The organism is Flavobacteriales bacterium, assembly GCA_021739695.1.
GTDB lineage: Bacteria > Bacteroidota > Bacteroidia > UBA10329 > UBA10329 > UBA10329.
On the sequence record JAIPBM010000044.1, the window covers coordinates 1 to 21137 of the forward strand.

Genomic DNA, 21137 nt, shown 5'->3' on the forward strand with positions numbered 1-21137 from the left:
AGTTCTTGCATCAACTCAAGCAGTTGTTGCAAGAAAAGGAAGAGTTATTGCAACAACTCAAGCAATTGTTGCAACCAAAGGAAGGGGGCTGTTCAATAATCTGTGTCATTTAGGAACCTTCCTTTTTGGGTGGGCGTCATCCTGAGTGATCTTGCTTTGGGGCATAATCAGCCTGTACTGAGCGAGTTTACCCTGAGCCTGTCGAAGGGAAGTAAAGGGAAGGATGTTGCAAGAATCACCTCCCCTCCGTACATTCTTCGATACGTCCCGTGAAAAACGGGACTACTCAGATTGACCCAACGCTCTACGCCTAGCAGCTAGCGGTCATCCTGAGTGATTTTTGAGGAACGAAAAAATTAGCCTGTGCTGAGTGAGTTTACCCTGAGTTAGTTTACCCTGAGCGAAGTCGAAGGGAAGGGAAGCAAGGGGAACACACCGACCATAGGAGGTAAAGCTTGGAGGTCTAAGAAGGGAAAGGGGTATTGCGGATGTGGTGTGGCGATGTTACTTTGGCATCATCTTATTGGAAGACCATAAATACATTACGTGATCAACTCCGATTATTGAGACCAGCATTTAGAACTGAACCATGGCAAAAGAGAAAAAGGCGAAGGCAGCCAAGAAGGAGAACCTCATACGGGTAAACATCGCCATGAACAACACCATGAGTTTATTGCTCTCCAAAATGTCCACGGTAGAAGTGCGAGTTGGTGGGGTGTTGGGGTTGGTTGAAAAACAGAAATCATAATATGTACATATCTCAAATTTCATTAGTCAACTACAGAGGCATTAAGGATGAGCGCACCATTCACTTAGACCAACTATCTTCCATTGTTGGAAAGAATGATGCAGGTAAAACCATTGTACTCTTCGCTATAGCCACATTTTTAGACCTTAAAAGCTTTCCGCTAACCTTTTCTGATTTTAATGACATAGATGAGCCTATCGTTTTTGAATTTGAGTTTAAGGCTGAAAATATCGAAGAGTTATTGACGTCAAAGCTCAAGTCAAAAGTCAAAAAAACTGAGGGACTGGAGGAGTTTATCCAAGACTTCATTTTTGATGGTGCTATCAAGTACAGGAGGGAAGCGGCTAAAGTGGATAAGAAGTTCTCGGGAGAATTTATTTTGTTTGAAGACTTTGTTCAAGAAGATATTCAAGGACTATACTTCAAGTCAGATGAAGAAGTCGGTAAGATTCTCGAAAATTATGGCATTGAAGTACCAGTTGCAGGTAAAGGAAGAAACTCCAAGGCCGAAAAAATAAAATGCATCAAGCAACATTTCGAGGGGGCAGAGCGGACAACTTTCTGGATGGAGGATGACTCTAAAATAGACAGTCTATTTCCAGAGGTGGAAATGTTTAAAGCTGATTACGGATTGGAAGCTGACACAAAATTCAAGACTAACTCTGTAAGTGAAATTCAGGATTACTTTACTCGTGAAGCAGCTGAAGAGGATACGAAACTGAAAAAAGTTGAAGCTGAGATAATTGAGGAAATGAAGAAGGAGGCTGAATCTGTCCGAGACTATATGAAGGACTACGCCTCTTCTTTAAAGTCGGTTCAAATTACGCCTACCATCAATTGGAAAGATGCAATTAAAGGAGTTGATGTAAGTTTTCAATTTGATGGCGATGATAAGTTTATCCCAATGAGCCATAAAGGCACTGGTTATAGACGGCTATTTATGGTTGCTCGCTTTAGATACTTAGCAGAAAAAAGCAAAGGGAATAACGTGTTGTACTTAATAGAAGAACCAGAGACATTTTTACACCCAACGGCTCAATCCGATTTATTAAACGCCTTAACAGAGCTATCAAACGATAATCAAGTTATAATAACAACTCATTCGCCTGTTTTTGCAGGTGCCACCAATGTTCACGGAGTAGTATTGTGTACTAAGGATGGACAGTCGAATTACGCAAATGCAACTTCCGAAGGTGATACCGAATTCCTGATGAGGATAGTGGATGAACTTGGGATTAAACCTAGTTACAATTTACGTGACCATCACGAAAAAATTGTTTTTGTAGAAAGTAACAACGATGCTAAGTTTTATCATCTCTTGTGTGAAAGGCTAATAGGTGCCAATTTACTGCAGAACAAGAAGGTGTTGGTGCTTCCTTTTGGGGGTGGAGAGGATATTGAGAGCTTCCTCAACATTGATTATTTCGACAATTCCAACAGAGCTCTTTATCTAATTATCGATAGTGATAAGCACTTAAATAATGGAGAAAAACAGAATCAAAGAGCCGAGGACTTTAAAAACAGTAAAGTAAATGGTAGTGCTTATGTGCTCTTCAAAAGTTACATAGAAAGTTATTATCACCCGAGGGCATTTGAACGCGTTTATGAGCTTCCTGCCAATTCCTTTGATTACTTCGGTGAGGATGAAAATGTAAGAAGCATTATTAAACAGGTTGTTCAGGAAAAAGGCTTGGGCAACAAGAATATCAAAGAGAAAAACAACTTTCGCATATTTAATGAAACTACTAGGGAAGAGTACGAGGAAATAGTTGAGCCAGAGTTAATTGCTTTCTTAACCGAAATAACTAATTAGCGATATGGTAACCTTAGACTCTAAACGAGAATCCTTTTCAGATAATTCAGCCTTTGAAATAAATGAGGCATTTGAAGCTTGTGTGAATGTGCAAGACATAAAAGACCCGAAATTCAAATTTGAACAATGACAAACTAAAGTTGCCGAGTAACCTTGTTAAGCGTTCAGCGCTGTTTAAGGGCAGTATTAAGTATGGTGAATCGCTGCCCCCAGATACCTGTGTATTTCCAAACATAATTGTGAGGAGATACATTCGATTCGAACTCGACATAAGTCGACCCGAGGTGAAAGGCAACTTTTTACTAAACCATGGCAAAGCCGTTTGAATATTTTTTCTCTGATAAGGAACTGATTCGTGTTTTGGCACGGAAACGGGCTTCTCTTGCCAAGAAGGAGCATGATCGGATGTTCCTTAAAGGGTTGTTGCTTGAAAAGAAAGCGTTTGAACCCACGGAGCTACTATATGAGATCTTTCCACCAAGAAGTTTGTGGATAAGATTAAAGGCGAAAGAGAGACGAGGCAAAACTGCGGTGGACATCAATGGAGAGCAAATCGTACGCACGGTACAAAAGCACTATAAAACGTCTGTAATCAATCCAGGTAGTTGGGCTTCCAAACTTTCGAATACTCTTGATGAAATAAGAACCCGAGCATTAGGTGAGGATTACCACATCCCAAAACCGAGAATTGACGCTCATTTTAAAGAAGAGAAGGATGGAGAGAAAATATATCGCCCCATAGCCAACTATGAGTACATAGATCGAATAATTATTGCGGAATGCAATAAATACCTGACCCAATGTCTGGACCCATTATTCAGTGAGAATTCGTATGCCTTTAGATCAAAGGAAGTTTTAAAACGTTCTTATTCACATCATGATGCTATTGAAGATATCATGCAATACAAAAGCAGGTTCCCTGATCAGGCATTATGGGTTGCGGAGTATGACATCAAGAAATTCTTCGACTGCGTAAATCATGAGGTGGTCGTACACGAATTTGATCGGAAAAAGAATGAGCTGAATGAAGTTGGGATTACCATTGATAACCGAGCTGAAAAGCTGTTTCTGTCCTATCTTGATAGCTACTCGTTCAATGAAACAGCTAAGGAGTTCCCTTTCAAACCCAAGAGTCGATTTGGTTGGATAAGTAATGAAGAACTAGAGTCAGTAGGCTCAGATTCTGAAACAGATCGGATTGGAGTTCCGCAGGGAGGCGCAATCTCCTGTTTAATCGCCAATCTAATCATGGATTCTGTTGATGCAGCAGTTACCGCAAATGACGATGATGACTTATTCTATGCTCGGTTTTGCGATGACATGGTAATCATTCATCCTGAAAAGAAGGAATGTCGAAGTGCATTGACTAGATACCAACAAGCTCTAACAGAGATTAAATTAATTGGACACGACCCAAAGGAGGTAATTGAATATCCGGGTGAGTTCTGGAAGTCTAAGTCCAAACTGCCCTATTGTTGGCATGAGAATAAGCGGAATGATGCAACAAAACATCATGTTCCATGGCTATCTTTCGTTGGCTATCAAATCAAATTTGACCTAACGGTTCGGGTCAGAAAGTCAAGCCTAAAGAAGGAGATAGAAAAGCAAATTGCTGAAACCGATAAGGTAGTTAGTCTTATCAAAAAGAATAGCTCATTTCGAATTTCAGAGCGCGCCATTAAGTTTAGACTGATACAAAGGCTGCACGCAATGTCAATCGGACGGAAATCGATTTTCATGCCAAATAGAGCTGGTAAAATGTGCTGGACTGCTGGTTTTCGAGTCCTTAAAGGCCTACCTCATGTTGAGTACCAACTAAGGCATTTGGACCGAAAAAGAGGAGCACAATTTGCCAGAATAGACCGAGCGCTTCGTTCAATGTCAGAAGATACCAGACCCGATGCGAATCCTAAGCCTCGGATAATTGAAAAGGACGCAAACTATTATGGTTCGCCCTATAGTTACCATTATCAATTCAAAAAGCATGTCTAAAATCAAATTAAACCAGCAACTAAATCGACTGGAGATTGACTCTTTCGAACTCGAAAACCAGATTGTATTTAACTATTTCAATGGTCTTCCAGCCACTGAACGAAATGAAAAGCTAATTCGAGCAATTTACATTGGGGTGTTGGCTCTAATGGAAGATCGCATGTCAGCATTTCTTTCTAAAACATCAAACGAGTTGGGTACCGAGCTCGAAAGCTTAAAGATGATTTTTGATATGAAGCACGAGTTGTTTTACAAATCAACCGTTAAAGGCACTCTGGCAGAGGATGAAATTGCAGAGTTTCTTAATCAGTATTTCACGGATAAAAAGTTAAAAGACACTGCGGCACTTACGGGTAATGCAGCTGGTATTATTCCAAAAAACAAAACAGGAGATATTGTCTGTGAGGTCAATGGCGAACCCGACCTAAAGATTGTGATTGAATGTAAGTTTGACAAGAGCATCAAGCTGGGCGAAATAGCGAGCAAAGACATTTTTACCAAGAAGTTCGATACTGCATGGAGTCAGCTTATCGAATCTTCGGCCAACAGAAATGGCAGAGTGAGCATGATTGTTTTTGATCGATCGGTAGTCGACAATTCAATCTTAAAGTTTTGTGAGAACGTAGGGTATGTCCCTCAAGTCGGGTTCATTGCTGTGATTGATTCTCAAAAAGGGGATTACCAAAACTTAGCTATTGCATACATGTTGGCGCGAGATATTGCTCTGAATGCACATGATATTGATTTGGACAAGGATGTTTTGGCATTCATCGTAACTAGAATTATCAAGGATTTAACGGAGGTCAGAAACATCAAATCGCTCGTGGAATCCAATATTGAGAACAATAAGTCCATCCTAAAGCAATTGGAAAAGTCGATGCAACTGATGGAGTTTAATGAGCAATACCTGAGCAAATTCTTGAAATCAGGTACGTTGACTAAAAAGGATATGCTTGACTTCTACTCTGGTGAGGATGTGAAAGAGCGGTTTAGGTTAATTGAAAAGGAGATTGATAATTTGTAAAGAGAGACCCCTGCCCGCCTTTAGGTTTACATTCTAAATTTGAAGTAAGGAAAGCAGAGGTGAACTAACCCGATGACAAGTTATTTAGACCTAACGCTTGCCCCTACCAAAAACTGCATTCCAATAGCCCTTCCCCTCCAACCCGTTCTCGATACGCTTCGCACTCGAACTGACCCGAAGTAACAGACCTACACCTGAGACCTAACAGGTTTTCGAAACCCTGTTAGGTCTTGCTTAGCTTCTTCTACATTTACGGCATGGGTAAAAGACCCATTTACCCTTAAAGGATCAAGCAGCATGTTTACGGTAGAACAGATAAAGGCAGCACACGCCAAAGTAAGGTCGGGAGCAGATTTCCCCGCTTACGTTCAGGAGATAAAAGCCTTGGGGGTAACTTCGTTTGAAACCTATGTAACGGATGGTCACACCGACTATTTCGGAACAGACGATTACAGAACAACAGCAGCGGCCAGCTACGCTGAACTGAGCATTGCAGCAGCCTCCAATACCGAAGAGTTTATACGTGGACTGAAGGAACATCAGCAGGGAAAGACCGATTTCCTCGCCTTTATTGCCATGTGTGCCACCTATGGCATTGAGAAATGGACCGTAAGCATGGACCGCATGACCTGTACCTATTTCGACAGCGCAAACACGGAGATACTGGTGGAGGCCATTCCGCAATAAGAAAGGGCATTTATATGTGCCGCGCTTACCCTCCTACCCGTTCTCGATACGCTTCGCACTCGAACTGACCTGAGGTAACAGACCTCCGAGGTTTTACTTAGCTCGGAGGTCTTTGCCATCACCTGCTCAACGCAGCTTGGTCCCCCTTTAAGACCTAGTAGGTTTTTAAAAACCTACCAGGTCTCAATCCTCAAAACGTTGCCTTCACCCCAAGCACAAAATTTCGCCCCGGAGATACGATACCCGAACTGTAGGGGCGGTAACGCTGATCGGTGATATTCTCCACGCCTGCACTGGCTGTGAAGTTGTGCAAGAACTGATACGAGGCCTTGAAGTTGATGGTGTACCAACTTGGCGACCATGGATTGCCATTGGCATCCACCGCATAGATCTCGGTCTTGGCCAATTCTTCCTGCGGGAGGTTTTCGTTCTTCACCGCTCCGCTGTACTGTGCATTGAACTGAAGCGTCAGCGTCTTGTAGCTGTAGCTCAAACGCGAAACACCGAACCAAGGCGCTGCATGGCGCGATGGACTCACATCGCCATTGTCCAATTCTTCGCGGCCCACTTGCCAGTTGAAATCGGAGTTGAAACTGAATCCGAGCGGGAACTTCACTTCCACGCCTGCCTGCAATCCATACACACGGGCAATGGCCGCATTCTGCATGGACTGCACTTGGCTCAACTCGCCTGCATAGAAAATGCTGTCCTGTCCGTTAAGCGTGGAATTCCTACGCACCAAGGCATCCGTCAGAATGGTGTAATAACCCGTCAGGTCGAGTTTCAGCACCTTGGCAATCACCTTCGCAATGCTGAGGTCTACATTGTAAGCGTATTCCGCTTTCAGTTTCGGGTTCGGTACTGTTACCGCGCCCGGCTCCGAATCGAAGACCTTTCCGAGGTCGTCCACATTGGGAGAACGGAAGGCTGTTCCGAAATTGGCGCTCAGCACCCAGGTCTCATGCGGACGGTACACCAGTCCCAAGCTTCCTGTCAGCGCACCGTTGTTCAACTTGGCCGTAGTGAAGGGGAAATGATAGAAGGTGGTATCAAAATCGGCATTCATTAGGAAATGATTGTAGCGCAATCCTGCCTGCAAGGTCACCTTCTTGTGCGCCCTATATTGGTCTGAAACATACACACCATAACTTGACCAATTTGATTGTGGATAGCGAGCTGGGCCTTCAAACTTCACCCCGTTGGAGATGTTCTCATCCACACCCACCGAGATCACATCATTCCACACCACTTCCAAACCATAATAGAGCTTGTTCTTGCTGCCGATGGATTTCACGAAGTCGAGGTTGCCCGAATAGGCATAAACCTCCTCCATGCGGGTTTCGCGGTTATCCTTGTTGATGTCGCGACTGATGCGGCTTTCGGCAAAGAACTGATGGGCCAAACGGATGCTCATCTGGTCGTAAAGCACATTATTTCCCTGATGCGTAACGCTCAGGCTGTTCATCATCCATTTCTGCGGACCGTAGCTCCATTCGCCATAGCGCGGCAGTCCGTTCTTATAGCGGATGTGCCTATCGTAACGCGAATAGGAAGAGGTCTCCGACCAATGGAAACCGTATTGAATGTCCCAGTTCTTATTGGGCTGATAGCGGAACTTCTGCATCAGGTTCATCTGTGTATAGCCAGATGGTTTCTGAACGCGCGGGTCGTCATTCGTCACGATCACATCCACGCTGTCTTGCCGTTGCACATAGAACGGACGCAGGTATTCTTCTGGGCCATAGGTTCCCATTTTCAGGTCACCGAAACGGCTGTAACTCACACTGCTAAGTAGGGCGAATTTCTTCCAACCCACTCCTACATCAAAGTGGCCTGTGAATTCTTTATTGGCCGATGAATAACGTGTGACGGCCTTTCCTGTGAAGTTCGGCTTGTCTTCGAGCGAAAGTTGCGATGTGAGGGTTTTGAAACTCATCACACCACCAATGGCATCGCTCCCATAAATGACCGAACCTGCTCCGAAGAAGACTTCCGTGTTCTCGATGGCGAATGGGTCGAGCGATATGACGTTTTGAATGTTTCCACCACGGAAAATGGCGGTGTTCATCCGCACACCATCCACAGTGTAAAGCAAGCGATTGGTGGCAAAGCCACGGATCATGGGGCTACCTCCACCCTGCTGGCTTTTCTGCATGAACACTTTACCTGAAACGGTCAAGAGGTCGGCAGCGGTCTGTGGGTTTTGCAAGGCCACTTCTCGGGCAGAAATGCTGATGATCTTGGAAGGGATATCGCGCGATTCCTGACTCCATCGCGTAGCGGAAACCACTACCGCATCCAAGCTTACGTTCGAGCCTTTCAGCTGAACCTTGAATGATGCAGATTGAAGCTCTGCATAACTGAGAAGCAGCGTTTCGTAACCAAGCGAACGGATTTCGATTCTTTCTTCATCCTTGAAGTCGGAAATGTCTGCCTGTCCCTTGGCATCTGTTGCGGCAAAGAGTTTGCCGTTGCCGCTCATCAGCGTGACCATTTCTATCGGCTCACCTGAATCCTGGTCTTTAATGGTTATTACTTGCGCATTGGCCGCATACGACCATGCCAGCAACAACCCAATTATAAGGGTTTGTTTCATAGTTTTTGATTTTGGTTGAACTGAATATTCGCTTCCTTGGTCATGCTGTCCGCCTAAGGCGGATTCAGCATCTGTAAAAGACCCTGAAACAAGTTCAGGGTGACACGCTTGGAAGCTTGGATAGATCAACCCAAATCAGGCGGTGGCGTATCGGGACTGAATTGCAATGATGAACCCAAATGTGTCCGATGCAGATAATGCTTCGGTCCGTGCTCAACAAATGAATCTTGCTTCAGATCTTCCATTCCAAGAAAAAGCGAAGCGTAGAAATCTGTCAACAATTCCTGATTTGTCTGGTGCTGTTCATCGTTCCCTAAGGCAAAGGCCAGCAGTTCCTGAAGCATCATGTTCAATGCAGTCTCCTCATTATCGGGCCAGCACCAATAGCACGTAACGCCATTCATCAGCTCCACTTCCACCACATCATACATCTGCCCCTTGTATTCAAACTCCGAGCTGTGCTCCCAACGCAGTTCGTTCTTGGCCGTCTCCACATCAAACGACAACGATACCAGTCCCTCGCGGTCGCTCTTCGCCATCAACTCGTGCTTGATCTGTTCTTTAAGCACGGTTCTTCGCACCAACAGCCACGTTTGCGTTCCTGCAAAAGGTAGCAGAAACAGCACCAAGAAAAGTGCTACGATGGCGTTCTTCGATGTCTGACCTGTTCTAAACATTCTCGTAGGCCGAAATTAGAATGAATCTTCGGATGGCATTCCATTAGACTTTAGCGGACAAAAAAGGGCGCGAGATTTCTCCCGCGCCCTTTGAATCTTGCATTCTGTTCAGTTTACTCCACCGTTAAGGTCAAGCTGGCTTGCTTGTTCAGTCCATCACGGTTGGTGATGGTGAAAGTGTAGGCATGCGTATTTCCAGACACGGAATCCATCGCGAACGCGTAATCGTATTCGTAATCAGTAGCTTCCAAATCTTCCGTGTAAACAGTAGCTGCAGCTCCTCCGTTCACCGATTCAGAAATGTTGAAACGTATAATCGGGTCTTTTGCTTTTTCTGTTTCCGCTTCAATACCAATGGTTACTGTAGCTCCAGAAGCAGCAGTTCCATCTTGAAAAGTATATCCAACAGTTGATTTAAAACCGATATGAAGCTCATCACCTTCATCTTCTTTGTCGCAAGACACAAGGGCGGTTGAAACGATTCCTACAAATAGCATTGTTCTGAAAATTGAATTCATTGTTCTCATTTTTAGTTGATTTTAATTGTTGTTTGAATTGCTGTTATGATTCCCCGTTTGATTACCAGTTCGTTAAAGTTGACGATGCCCTTCGTTGCCTACCAAACCATGTAAGTTGCGAATCCCCCTTTCAAAGGGGGTGTCGAGGTACGAGACGGGGGATTTACTGAAGTAATAATGGGAAATCATTTGTTTTTGAATTTGATTTTAAGATTGATAGACAGGTCCCAACCCATGTTGAGCGTGCCGTAAAGTTTTAGTCGCGACAAGTGGTCATAATAAGCTTGGTTCAGCAGATTATTTCCCACGAGGTTCAACTCGTAATTGACCTTCTCCCCTACACATTCCGCCCCGAAACCAGCATTCAACAGCTGATAGCTTGGCGTGGATGCTTCGGATGAATAGATCAGTTTTTGCGGCAGTACGAGGTCGCTGTTCACAAAACCGTGAAACGACCATTGCGTGTTGTATTGGTGGTTATACGCCACTTCTGGCCGTATTTTCTGCGCAGGCATCCAAGGAAGGAACTCCCCTTTGTTCAACTTCCCTATAAGCCCCGCATAACTTGCCGAAATACGCAATCCGCTCACTTGTGGTGGTGTGATGGAAACCATCGCTTCGCCCCCATACAAGAACGCATCGTGTTGACGGAAACGATAGACAGGAAACCCGAACCATTTCTCGTCCGTTGGCTCCAAGAAGATGTAGCCGAAGAACTGATTGTAGAACCCCGAAACACTCGCCTGAAAGCACTTGGACGAATACGAAACTTGCCCATCTACATTCATGTTCCGCTCGTTCTTCATGTTCGGATCGCCTATCTCGTAGGTATAAACACCTTCGTGCAATCCGTTGGAGGAAAGCTCCGCCAGATTGGGCGCACGCACACCACTTGCCGCATTCAGCTTCATATTCCATTTACTGTTTGGCGAGTAGCTGATACCGACCAGTCCATTGCCGAATCCACGCGTCTGCGCAAACGGGTCAATCTCCTTTTCTTCCGAATTCACACCAGAGGTCAGCAGCGTTTTGATGTGACGGAAACCACCACCTACACCATATTCCACCATGAAACGATTGAAATGGTGCTTCAAGTAGACCGAAACCACACTTTCCGCCATCCAAGCATCAGGCACGATCTTGCGCCTGCCGTAGTTGGTGTTGTTCTCCATACTCGTGTAATTCGCCACAACCAATTGCGTTCGATGCCCCAACTGTTTGTTCCACTTGGTTGAATGCTGAACCGTGAGCAAATGCATTTCCAAACTCAACTCCCCTCCGCCTTCATCCTCCGAACGCATGTTGGACTGAAAACCCGTGTTCAACCGAAGGATTGAATTCTTCAAGCGGATGTCGTTCGCGGTCGAAAACACATTCAGCATCACGATATGGTGCGGCCCCGATTGCTTGCGGCTCCACCGCGCATCTTCCTCCATAAAATGAAGGATGTCGTTGAAGATGAAACCGAAGTTGTTGTACGAGAAATGGTAGTGGTTTTCCGACTTCCAGTTCTTGCGTTGAAACCCAAAGGAAGCCTTCAAATAATAGCCTTCAAATCGGCTGTTCAGCACCCTCGTTCCGTTGCCATCCGTGTAATCGGCATGGTTGTCCGTCCCCACACGAAGACGGAACCACTTGTTGCCGAAGTTGGCTTTGGTTCCTGCCTGAAGCGTTCCACCAAAGGTGTTTGAATGGAATTCCATTCCAAGGTCGGTTTCCCAGGTTCCCACTGCTGGTGGCTGCTCCTCAATGATGTTGATGACACCACCGACCGCATCCGTTCCATACAGGATGCTCAGCGGACCTTTGATCACTTCCACCTTCGAAATGCCCATATCCGACAATCCCAGACCGTGCTCGTCCTGCCATTGCTGGTTGTCGAAGCGCAGGCCAGAGAACAGCACCAATATGCGATTGCCGTACAGTCCGCGCACCACAGGTTTGGAAACACCCAAACCCGTGCTGAATTGCGAAATGCCGGGCACGCGCGCCAGTGCATCGGTGAGATTGAAAGAGCCTTGTCGCTCCATCTCGCGTATGTCGAGTGGTTCGATCGGGATACTTGTCTGCAAACGGTCTTCGTCCTGATAGGCGGAAACCAGCACTTCATTCAACGCATGGACTGAAGTTGAAAGCCGAACTTCTACGTTCTGCTGCAGCTCTGCATAACTCACGGATAATGGCCGATAACCGACCATACGAACCGTGATATCCGTAGCGTCTTGGAATGCTGACACATCTGCCTTTCCGTTAATATCGGTAATGACCAGATGCCTTGGATGCTCGCTCGAAATGGTGGCATAACCTAAAGCCTGACCCGTAATGCTGTCTGTAACGGTAACGGTCTGCGCCTGCGTGCTGACAAGTATTCCCATAAAGAACCACAGCGTCAGAATTCTGAGCATGTGATTTTGTTAATGGAATGAATTGGAAAGCAATAGCGTCATTGCGAGTAGAGAACTGCAGCATCCGTCATTGCGAGGAACGAAGCAATCCCATATTGAACTTGCCTCATTCTGCAAACAGATTGCTTCGGTCGTGCCCTTCGACTGCGCTCAGGGAACACTTCCCTCGCAATGACAGACGGATCAGGCTTCGGGAGGCGGAACGGGCGGGGAATTATTCCAGGGAGAAACTCCTGTAAAATGCGTTTCAGGTTGAATTAAGGCTAGACTTTCGTCTAAGCGCCAAGGAAGGTACGCTTCGTGGTAAAGTGTCTTGGTAAAATGCTTGAACTTGGATTGCTGCTGTTGTTGCACTGGATCAAGACCTAAAGCGATGTTCGTTAACTCAAATAGCTGCTTGTTCAGCACGGTTTCCTCATCATCCGACCAACACCAATAGTGCGTGACACAATCAACCACTTCAGTCTCAACCACATCATACATCTCACCTTCAAACTCAAACTCCTTGCTGTGCATCCACTTGAGTTTCGAATGTTGTTCTAGCGTGAAGGTCAAGAGCACCAATTCAGAGCGATCCAAACCTGCAATGATCTGATGCTTCACTTCCTTGCGCACTTCCTTCCTTCGCTGTTGTAGCCAACCGTACATTCCCAACATGGGAGCGAGCAGGCAAAAGGTAAGAAAGATGCCGATCAGACTGTTTCGCAATTGGGATGCTTCTTGGCGTGAAGTTGCGAAAATATGAGCTTAGGACAAGGGAAAGGTCTTCCCTGAAAGCATCATGGCTTCCATCCAAGCATCTTGGTCAATTCCAGATACAATTTCCTTCTCTTCCAAGAATTGAAGCACGCGCTCTGTAGGCATGTTTCCCGTTAGGTCGTCTTTGGCCATGGGGCAACCGCCCAGACCTTTCAAAGCAGAATCAAAGCGTCTGCAACCACTGTTCCAAGCAGCATCTAGTTTCTCTTTCCACGAATCGGGTGTAGTGTGAAGATGCGCGCCTATTTCAAGCTTTGGGAATTCCTTGTTCAAAAGACTATAAACAGCCGTGATTGATTCGGCATTTGAAGAACCGATGGTATCAGAAGGCATGAAAAGTTGAATGTCAAGTTCGGCCATTTTCCGTGTCCATTCTGCTACGATATCTGGATGCCATTTCTCTTCGTACGGATTTCCAAAAGCCATGCTTAGGTAAATGAGCAACTGCTTATCGTGCTTGATGCAGAGTTCCTGTACTTCCTTCACTCTATCCAACGCTTCTTCCCTTGTTGCGTTGGTATTCCGCTGCTGAAACACATCCGAAACCGAGAATGGGAAGCCAAGAATATCAACCCTTGGATGATTTGCGGCATCTAACGCACCTCGTTTGTTGGCCACAATGACCGAAAGTTTGGTTGCATGATCCTCCTCTAGCTTATCCAACACCTCCGAAGTATCCGCCATCTGCGGAATGGCCTTTGGCGATACGAAACTGCCACAATCGAGCGTATGGAAACCGCATTTCAGCAGCGTATTGATATAGGCTACTTTCTTATCCGTTTCGATAAAATCGTGAATGCCTTGCATCGCATCACGCGGACATTCTATGAGTTGGAGTTCTTGCATATCAGTTATTTCACAGAGCTAAAAGAGAAACGCAGAGTTGCATAGAGAGTTCAAAGCGATAAACCCTGCCAAGCAATCCTCCTTGAGTTTCAAAAGAAATCCCCCGTCCAGATAAAAATCCGGACACCCCCTTTTCAAGGGGGAACCGCAACTTGCCAACTCTAAAAACTCCATCAACTATATCAACTTTATAGACCAATCAACTTCTTATTTATATCCTTCACCAACGCTGGACCTTCGTAGATAAAACCAGTGTAAACCTGAACAAGACTTGCGCCCGCATTCAACTTTTCGATGGCATCTTGAGCAGAATGGATACCTCCTACTCCGATAATAGGAAACGAACCATTGCTTTTTTGGTGAAGATATCTGATCACTTCTGTGCTTCTTTCTCTTACGGGTTTGCCGCTCAATCCGCCTGCTTCGGCCAACAGTTCTTTACTCGAATTCAGTCCTTCACGAGAGATGGTTGTATTGGTTGCAATGATGCCATCGATCTTCGATTCGGTCACGATCTCTACAATATCATCCAATTGAGAATCGGTCAAATCGGGAGCAATTTTGAGCAGAATTGGTCGTGGTGTCGGAATCTTAGTATTCTCGACTTTCAAGGCATTCAGAATACGGAGCAATGGTTCCTTGTCTTGCAATTCGCGCAAACCTGGCGTGTTGGGCGAAGACACATTCACCACGAAATAATCGACCAGATCGTGTAGACCACGGAAACACTCCAAGTAGTCATCAATCGCATTCTCGTTTGGTGTGACCTTGTTCTTTCCGATGTTTCCACCAATGATGAAGCTGCGGTCGCGGTTCTGCAAATTCTTGCGCGCCATTTCCAAACCGCCATTATTGAATCCCATTCGATTGATCAATCCCTGATCTTTCGGCAATCGGAACATCCTTGGCTGCGGATTTCCATCCTGAGGCTTTGGCGTGATGGTGCCTACTTCGATAAAACCGAAGCCGAGCGAACTGAATTCCTTGTAGAATGAAGCCTGTTTATCAAAGCCAGCTGCCAAGCCGACCGGATTCGGGAATTTCAATCCGAACAGCTCCTTTTCCAATCGCTTATCCTCTACTTTATAAAGGCTTTCAGTGATCCATTTTGTCCCTGGAATTTTCATTAGAAATTGGAACATTCCCGTGACGAAATGGTGAGCTGCTTCGGGTTCGAGCAGGAAGAAAAGGGGGCGAAATATCAGTTTGTACATGAGCGGCAAAGGTAGTACCGCACGTTTATCGGCAAACAACCGATTTCATCTACGAATGACTATAACATCGATTGTCAGTGTCAGGTATAAGACACAGAAACCAGCAATTATGAAATCAGCCACATTGATCGTATCGGTATTAGGAATACTGTTTTGCACCAACCTTTTCGGTCAATCTTCGGAGCTCTACGTTTTCAAAGATGAGCGGAAAGAACACCTGGAAGCAGCCAAGCGAGCACGTGCAGTTGCTCGGGAAAAAGCAGTTGCGAACGACTTTTATATGCGTGTCCGAACACTCACATCCCTAAGTACCGCCAAAATGCAGGTGGACATGAAGAAATCTCACGATACGGTTATCCGTGTAACGGACATGAACGGTTCTGAACTTGCCATGCTGTTTCAAGGAGAACTGGCAGAAGGCCAATACGAATTCACTTATGAGCCAGAAGGAAATCTCCGTAAACCCTTTGTTTGTCAGCTTTTGATTGACGGAAAAACGGAAGCGATGAAGGTGGTGAAGTTCAACTCATTCTGAGTTGAGAGTAACGAGCTACAAGTTTCGAGCCCTGCTCTCGCAACTCGGAACTTGTAGCTCGTCACTTTCGCATCATCTCCGTATGCGGAATCTCATCTTCGAGGTATTCCTTTCCTGTCGATTCAAATCCGAACTTCTGATAGAATTTGAGCAAATAGGTCTGTGCAGAAATTCGGATCGGAACGTTGCCGTAATGCGCTTGAATTCGTTTCAATCCGACTTCCATCAGCTCCATACCAGCACCTGTTCCGCGAGTTTTCTCAGTTGTAAGAATGCGGCCCATCGAAACTTCCTTATAGCTGACACCAGCATCCAGAATTCGAGCGTAGGCAACGAGTTCATCTCTGTCAAATCCCATCAGATGAAAGCACTTTCGGTCCTTGCCATCGGCATCTAGGTACAGGCATTCCTGTTCCAACACAAAAACCTGCTGCCGAACACATAAAATGGTGTAAACCTCTTCAGCAGAGAGTTCTCCGAACCGTTTCCATTCCCAACGTAGTTTCATGACTCCAAATGAAATCCCATCTGTGAAACGCGTTTGGCTGTGTTTCCATCACTCATGGTGTCTTCCAAGACCGAAGCCTGCGCTTTAGGCTGCTCGAACACTTCCTTCATGTTTTTGATGATACCCGCAGGCACTCCGTGTGCTAGAAATGCAGCCATCAACTGATCAGCGGTTTGCAACGCGGCCTTCTTCAACATAAAATCCTTCAATTCCCCTCTGTTCTCAACACGGATCTGATTATCTACGAAACGTGGATCTTCTTTCAGTTCTTCCAAACCAAGCACATCACACAGACTTCTGTACTGCTGTTCTGAACCTACTGCCAGCACAATATGCTTATCATCGGAAGTGGTCAGCACTTCGCCATAAGGCGCAATATTCGGATGCAGCGAACCCGTGCGCTGCGGAATGTGTCCGTTCATCAACCAATTGGTTGCCTGATTGGAAAGTGCTGTCACAGCGGCATCGAGCAGCGAAGCCGTCACTTTGCAACCTTTTCCTGTTCGTTCCTTTTTAAACAGGGCGAGCAGCAAACCTTCTTTCAGTTGATGCGAACATAGAATATCGATGAGCGCAATCGGGAGTTTGGTCGGTTCGCTTTCAGGCTGACCATTCATGAACATGTATCCGGTTTCGGCCTGTAGCACCACATCGTAGGCTGGTCTTCCATCGTCTTCTCCAAAACCCGTCACGTGGCCATAGATGACGTTAGGATTGGTCTTTCGGACGCTTTCGTAATCCAAGCCATAATGTTCGCCTTGGCCTGCTCTGTAATTGCTGATAATGATATCGGCTTCTGAGGCCATGGCGCGTACTTTGGCTGCTCCTGCTTCGTCTTTCAGGTCGATGAAAAGGTGCTTCTTTCCCCAATTGACGGATGCGAAATAGGCTGAATAATCCCAAGATGGGTCTTCGCTCTTCTGCTTCCAATGGCGGGTCACATCGCCTTGTGTGCGTGGGTTTTCAATCTTAGTGACCTCCGCTCCCAACTCAGCCAAAAACATTCCGACAGATGGTCCTGCCAGCACGGAAGCGAGTTCCAATACTTTTAAACTTGATAGTGTTTTGTTTTCCATTTACTTTTTTGTCATGCTGACGAAGGATGCATCTCATCAAAATGGACAAAGAGATTCCTCGTTCCTCGGAATGACAAACGAAAATCACTCATCATGCTCCCGACCTTTAATTCCATCAGAACCTTTAATCTGTAGCTCCATTTCCATCATCTCTTCCTGTTCTTCTGGCGAAAGGTCTTTATCGTACAACTTCTTCAGATCGGGCTGACCTGCGTTGACCCAAGCCGTGTACCACAGACTACCAATGGTGTGAATTGCCGCACGCATTCTACGCTCAACCATTCCATTGAGACGGTTGTGGTATTCCTCAGAATATTCCTGCGAATAGACCTTCATCAGCACAGACCCACGGTTTTCCATGGTGTATTTGCGGTCGGTGGGCCATTCCATGTTCATTTCTGCTTCAAAGAGCAGGACACTGTCTTTGGCCGCGTGGCTTGCCTCCACCACATCCCAAGCAAAGTTCAGCGGTTCATCAATGTAATCGGCTCTACCTACCAGAAAATCATACTGATCGGAGAATAATTCAGGCAATCTGCTTTCCCAAAAACCATGAATTCCGCGCTGGTTGGTCATTCCACCATTGTAATTTTCGGTGGTATGAAGCGGCACGTGCGCATCGGCAATGTAATGTCCTATCTCCGCTGAGTTACGAAGGATTCGGTCGAGATTGCCTTCGGAAAAAGCCTTCGTTAAGCGGTAAACCATGATATCGATATGCCATGGAACAATGCCATAGGCCTGAAGCGTGTCTTCCGAATATTTCTGAACAGCCTCGTTCCATTTGCGCGGCATTTGCTTAAAAGCGTCCATTCCTTCGCCATAGTGGTCTATGTCGATGTAATGGCGTGGCGCTTCATCCTTTACGGCATAGCGCCTTTTGTCAGGATCAACGGCATGCTCTGTCAAATAATTGAGATTACGCTTGTAAAAACCGATCATCTCTGGTGGAAGCGTGAAGGCCGCCAATCGGTTGATGCGCTTGTGCGCAAAGAATCCCCATGAAAACAGCATGTTGCTGCTAAAGGGAACCATTAGCAACACGACCAATACAAAGCGAAGGAGAAAGCGGTTCAGCATGTTGCCGCCAAATTACGGATTAGAGCAATTGAGCTTACTCAAGCCGAATCAACTTGCCGTCTTTTAATATTGGAATAACATCAGTGATGTCACGTTGGAGACGGTAAACCGCAAGATTCGGGTGTAGTATCACTACAAACATTCTCATTTTTACAGCATGGAAATGGATACGAATGCTGCCATCGACTTCGCAAGAATTGAAAAGGCCATCAACTACCTTCATTCTAATTTCAAACAACAACCTTCATTGGAAGAAGTGGCCGAGCACGTTCATCTGAGCCCTTTCCATTTTCAGCGGATGTTTAGCGAATGGGCTGGCACAAGCCCGAAGAAATTCCTGCAATACCTGAGCTTGGAGCATGCCAAAAAGATGCTAAAAGTGTATGACCTCAACCTGATGGACGCGGCTTTTGAAACTGGTCTCTCTGGCACAGGACGCCTACACGACCTCTTTGTAAACATTGAAGGCATGACTCCTGCCGAGTTTAAACACGGTGGCAGACAACTTGAGATAAATTACAGCTATTCTGATTCGCTTTTCGGGAAGATACTAGCGGCCTCCACTCCAAAAGGAATTTGCCATGCTTCCTTTTGCGAACATGATGACGATGCTATGGCAGAGCTTCAGTCCAAATTTCCCAATGCAAGATTCTCCCCGCAATCGGATTTGCACCAACAGGATCTGCTTTCCTTTTTCAATCAGAAACTTGATACCAATTCAACCATCAAACTTCATCTGAAAGGAACCCCGTTTCAACTGAAAGTTTGGGAATCGCTGCTAAAGATCCCCAAAGGCGGATTGACCACCTATGGCCACATTGCGCAGAATATCCAGGCTCCAAAGGCATCGCGTGCGGTTGGAACTGCCATTGGCAGTAATCCCGTAGCCTTTCTCATTCCGTGTCATCGCGTGATACGTGCTACAGGAATCATCGGAGAATACAAATGGCGGCACGACCGTAAGGTGGCAATGATTGGTTGGGAAGCTGCTAACGCGGGTTGAATTCAGCAAGAATCGGGTTTTCAACGCCTACAGTTCGATGGAAATTTGTCTGAAAAAATGGCAAACTTCATCTTGGTACACGGTTCATTTCATGGTGCTTGGAACTGGCACAAGGTTGTTCCTCTTTTAGAAAAGGCTGGACACAGGACAATGGCCTTGGACATGCCTGGTCATGGATTGGACCACAGCCCACTTCATAGCGTATCCTTAGCCGATTGCGTTCAAACGATAATAAGCGCCATTGATAGCACTGATGAAAAGGCGATACTGGTAGCGCATAGCAGAAATGGGATGGTCATTTCTCAGGTTGCGGAGCTACGCCCCCACAAAATTGACCATCTGATATATCTGGCCGCTTACCTCATTCCCAATGGTAAGTGCATGATGGACTATGGGAAACTGGATACAGAATCACTGGTTTACCAGAATATCCTTCCAAAGGTCAGCGGCAGAAGAATTGAAAAGGCAATTGAATTGTTCAAAAATCCTTTTCTCCGTACTTTGATAGGGCTTATCATACCTACCACTCAGAAAGTGCATCATCTTCAGGCTTCGAGTTTCAAAGAAGCGCTTTATCACGATTGCCCGGATGAGATAACTGAACTTGCCAAGGTGCTAATAACAGCCGAACCTAACTTCCCAGGTTTTGAAACCATGCGGCTAACTGAAAAGAACTATGGACGGATTCCTAAAACCTATATCGAGTGTTTACAGGACAGAGCAGTCACGTTAGAACTTCAGCGGAAGATGCAACGGGATAGTCCCTGCGATGCTGTTTATCAATTAGACAGCAGCCATTCCCCATTCTTTTCGATGCCCCAAGTATTGGTAGACCTGCTTGTTAAATCTATTTCCCATCCCTCAGCACAGGAATGACATAGGTGATGTCTCGTTGGAGGCAGTACTCCACGTCTTTTTCGAGATTGAAGTGCCTGACACGCGCACGTATTCCAAAGGATGACCGGTGTGGAAATTAACACGGTCAGTTCACAAACAGATCTCAAACCTCACCAACACCATCATTAACTGAAAACCAGCAATCCCGATCACTCTCCGTATTATTCCAGTAATACCGCCCAATGGACCTCAACTTCTTGTCAGCAGATTCCAATTTCTTAACAGCTGAACACAACTTCCGAGGAGCTAAGTGCTACTTCCGAGCAGCTAAGTGCTACTTCTGAGCAGCAAGTGCAACTTCAGAAATGGTCAGCTAAGCCGAACAAGCCTATCGCCCCGTAGCACAGGAATAACATCAGTAATGTCTCGTTGGAGGCAATACTCAACGTCTTTCTCTAGGTTGAGATGTGCCAGGCGTTTGCGGTGTGAACAGCTCTTAAGGAAGCTCATGAGGTTTTTGCGGCCTGTGCGGTAAACGAGGCTACTGGCGTTGGCGCTATCGCAATCGGATTTGAACTTGCCGCTCGTAAGCAGCAAATTGGTCAGTGCACCTGCAAACAGGCTGTCTTCCATATTGAAGCGGTCTTTCCAACCCGCACAGAAAATAACCACATCCTTACCTTGCGTCTGAATATGGTCAGCCAAGGCCTGTAGGTTCAGGAATGAACCAATAAGCACGGTGTCGGAACCTTTTGCGGCAATGTTGATGGCGCGTGTTCCGTTGGTGGTTGTCAAAGCAATTTCGCGCCCACGTATATT

The 21137-nt window shown here is 45.9% G+C and carries 19 protein-coding genes; 8 read left to right on the top strand and 11 right to left on the bottom strand.

Features of this window, described 5'->3' with window-relative positions:
• Positions 1–589 precede the first annotated feature (589 nt).
• The 5 genes from K9J17_17875 (at position 590) to K9J17_17895 (ending at position 6264) form a co-directional block, all read left to right on the top strand.
• Positions 590–748, top strand: a complete 159-nt coding sequence (locus tag K9J17_17875; protein ID MCF8278602.1) for a hypothetical protein — start codon at positions 590–592, stop codon at positions 746–748.
• Positions 729–2561: an ATP-binding protein gene (locus tag K9J17_17880; GenBank protein ID MCF8278603.1), complete on the top strand. Its 1833-nt coding sequence runs from the start codon at positions 729–731 to the stop codon at positions 2559–2561. Before K9J17_17875 ends, K9J17_17880 begins: the two co-directional genes overlap by 20 nt.
• A 309-nt stretch (positions 2562–2870) precedes the next feature.
• Complete coding sequence (locus K9J17_17885) at positions 2871–4553, top strand: hypothetical protein (GenBank protein MCF8278604.1); 1683 nt, start codon at positions 2871–2873, stop codon at positions 4551–4553.
• Positions 4546–5577: a hypothetical protein gene (locus tag K9J17_17890; GenBank protein MCF8278605.1), complete on the top strand. Its 1032-nt coding sequence runs from the start codon at positions 4546–4548 to the stop codon at positions 5575–5577. Before K9J17_17885 ends, K9J17_17890 begins: the two co-directional genes overlap by 8 nt.
• Positions 5578–5874: 297 nt before the next feature.
• The gene (locus K9J17_17895) at positions 5875–6264 is read left to right on the top strand and encodes a DUF1398 domain-containing protein (protein MCF8278606.1); all 390 of its coding nucleotides are present in this window, start codon (positions 5875–5877) and stop codon (positions 6262–6264) included.
• Between the two features lie 190 nt (positions 6265–6454).
• Here the strand turns inward: K9J17_17895 and K9J17_17900 are convergent, their stop codons facing one another.
• The 7 genes from K9J17_17900 to K9J17_17930 form a co-directional block, all read right to left on the bottom strand.
• Positions 6455–8860: a TonB-dependent receptor gene (locus K9J17_17900; GenBank protein ID MCF8278607.1), complete on the bottom strand. Its 2406-nt coding sequence runs from the start codon at positions 8858–8860 to the stop codon at positions 6455–6457.
• 125 nt (positions 8861–8985) lie between these two features.
• On the bottom strand, positions 8986–9537 hold the full coding sequence (locus K9J17_17905) for a hypothetical protein (GenBank protein ID MCF8278608.1): 552 nt from the start codon (positions 9535–9537) through the stop codon (positions 8986–8988).
• A gap of 113 nt (positions 9538–9650) precedes the next feature.
• The gene (locus tag K9J17_17910) at positions 9651–10055 is read right to left on the bottom strand and encodes a hypothetical protein (GenBank protein ID MCF8278609.1); all 405 of its coding nucleotides are present in this window, start codon (positions 10053–10055) and stop codon (positions 9651–9653) included.
• 185 nt (positions 10056–10240) lie between these two features.
• Positions 10241–12460: a TonB-dependent receptor gene (locus K9J17_17915; GenBank protein ID MCF8278610.1), complete on the bottom strand. Its 2220-nt coding sequence runs from the start codon at positions 12458–12460 to the stop codon at positions 10241–10243.
• A gap of 183 nt (positions 12461–12643) precedes the next feature.
• Positions 12644–13168: a hypothetical protein gene (locus K9J17_17920; protein ID MCF8278611.1), complete on the bottom strand. Its 525-nt coding sequence runs from the start codon at positions 13166–13168 to the stop codon at positions 12644–12646.
• 39 nt (positions 13169–13207) lie between these two features.
• Positions 13208–14065, bottom strand: a complete 858-nt coding sequence (locus K9J17_17925) for a hydroxymethylglutaryl-CoA lyase (GenBank protein ID MCF8278612.1) — start codon at positions 14063–14065, stop codon at positions 13208–13210.
• A gap of 188 nt (positions 14066–14253) precedes the next feature.
• Positions 14254–15279 (bottom strand): quinone-dependent dihydroorotate dehydrogenase, encoded by a 1026-nt coding sequence (locus tag K9J17_17930; protein MCF8278613.1) that lies wholly within the window; start codon positions 15277–15279, stop codon positions 14254–14256.
• 109 nt (positions 15280–15388) lie between these two features.
• Here K9J17_17930 and K9J17_17935 point away from each other — a divergent pair, with 109 nt between their 5' ends.
• Positions 15389–15814, top strand: a complete 426-nt coding sequence (locus K9J17_17935; GenBank protein ID MCF8278614.1) for a hypothetical protein — start codon at positions 15389–15391, stop codon at positions 15812–15814.
• 61 nt (positions 15815–15875) lie between these two features.
• On the opposite strand, the gene K9J17_17940 is transcribed toward K9J17_17935, so the two are convergent.
• The 3 genes from K9J17_17940 to K9J17_17950 form a co-directional block, all read right to left on the bottom strand.
• Positions 15876–16322, bottom strand: coding sequence for a GNAT family N-acetyltransferase (locus tag K9J17_17940; protein MCF8278615.1), 447 nt, complete (start codon positions 16320–16322; stop codon positions 15876–15878).
• On the bottom strand, positions 16319–17398 hold the full coding sequence (locus tag K9J17_17945; protein MCF8278616.1) for a CoA transferase: 1080 nt from the start codon (positions 17396–17398) through the stop codon (positions 16319–16321). Before K9J17_17945 ends, K9J17_17940 begins: the two co-directional genes overlap by 4 nt.
• 84 nt (positions 17399–17482) lie before the next feature.
• The gene (locus K9J17_17950) at positions 17483–18478 is read right to left on the bottom strand and encodes a S1/P1 Nuclease (GenBank protein ID MCF8278617.1); all 996 of its coding nucleotides are present in this window, start codon (positions 18476–18478) and stop codon (positions 17483–17485) included.
• Positions 18479–18641: 163 nt separating this feature from the next.
• Between K9J17_17950 and K9J17_17955 the strand changes: the two genes are divergently transcribed.
• Together K9J17_17955 and K9J17_17960 are read left to right on the top strand one after the other, a co-directional pair.
• Positions 18642–19481 carry a methylated-DNA--[protein]-cysteine S-methyltransferase gene (locus K9J17_17955; GenBank protein ID MCF8278618.1) on the top strand — a complete coding sequence of 280 codons (840 nt, stop codon included), beginning with the start codon at positions 18642–18644 and terminating at the stop codon, positions 19479–19481.
• 57 nt (positions 19482–19538) lie between these two features.
• Positions 19539–20357: an alpha/beta fold hydrolase gene (locus K9J17_17960; GenBank protein MCF8278619.1), complete on the top strand. Its 819-nt coding sequence runs from the start codon at positions 19539–19541 to the stop codon at positions 20355–20357.
• A 330-nt stretch (positions 20358–20687) separates the two neighbouring features.
• Here the strand turns inward: K9J17_17960 and K9J17_17965 are convergent.
• Positions 20688–21137 (bottom strand): 2-phosphosulfolactate phosphatase (locus tag K9J17_17965; GenBank protein MCF8278620.1); only part of this gene is annotated, 450 nt, incomplete at its 5' end.

What these genes read in the sequence shown, in the direction of transcription:
- K9J17_17895 (MCF8278606.1), top strand. Translation starts at nt 5,875, where the DNA reads ATGTTTACGGTAGAACAGATAAAGGCAGCACACGCCAAAGTAAGGTCG.
- K9J17_17930 (MCF8278613.1), bottom strand. Translation starts at nt 15,279, where the DNA reads ATGTACAAACTGATATTTCGCCCCCTTTTCTTCCTGCTCGAACCCGAA.
- K9J17_17875 (MCF8278602.1), top strand. Translation starts at nt 590, where the DNA reads ATGGCAAAAGAGAAAAAGGCGAAGGCAGCCAAGAAGGAGAACCTCATA.
- K9J17_17940 (MCF8278615.1), bottom strand. Translation starts at nt 16,322, where the DNA reads ATGAAACTACGTTGGGAATGGAAACGGTTCGGAGAACTCTCTGCTGAA.
- K9J17_17935 (MCF8278614.1), top strand. Translation starts at nt 15,389, where the DNA reads ATGAAATCAGCCACATTGATCGTATCGGTATTAGGAATACTGTTTTGC.
- K9J17_17950 (MCF8278617.1), bottom strand. Translation starts at nt 18,478, where the DNA reads ATGCTGAACCGCTTTCTCCTTCGCTTTGTATTGGTCGTGTTGCTAATG.
- K9J17_17915 (MCF8278610.1), bottom strand. Translation starts at nt 12,460, where the DNA reads ATGCTCAGAATTCTGACGCTGTGGTTCTTTATGGGAATACTTGTCAGC.
- K9J17_17960 (MCF8278619.1), top strand. Translation starts at nt 19,539, where the DNA reads ATGGCAAACTTCATCTTGGTACACGGTTCATTTCATGGTGCTTGGAAC.
- K9J17_17945 (MCF8278616.1), bottom strand. Translation starts at nt 17,398, where the DNA reads ATGGAAAACAAAACACTATCAAGTTTAAAAGTATTGGAACTCGCTTCC.
- K9J17_17885 (MCF8278604.1), top strand. Translation starts at nt 2,871, where the DNA reads ATGGCAAAGCCGTTTGAATATTTTTTCTCTGATAAGGAACTGATTCGT.
- K9J17_17955 (MCF8278618.1), top strand. Translation starts at nt 18,642, where the DNA reads ATGGATACGAATGCTGCCATCGACTTCGCAAGAATTGAAAAGGCCATC.
- K9J17_17905 (MCF8278608.1), bottom strand. Translation starts at nt 9,537, where the DNA reads ATGTTTAGAACAGGTCAGACATCGAAGAACGCCATCGTAGCACTTTTC.
- K9J17_17910 (MCF8278609.1), bottom strand. Translation starts at nt 10,055, where the DNA reads ATGAATTCAATTTTCAGAACAATGCTATTTGTAGGAATCGTTTCAACC.
- K9J17_17900 (MCF8278607.1), bottom strand. Translation starts at nt 8,860, where the DNA reads ATGAAACAAACCCTTATAATTGGGTTGTTGCTGGCATGGTCGTATGCG.
- K9J17_17925 (MCF8278612.1), bottom strand. Translation starts at nt 14,065, where the DNA reads ATGCAAGAACTCCAACTCATAGAATGTCCGCGTGATGCGATGCAAGGC.
- K9J17_17890 (MCF8278605.1), top strand. Translation starts at nt 4,546, where the DNA reads ATGTCTAAAATCAAATTAAACCAGCAACTAAATCGACTGGAGATTGAC.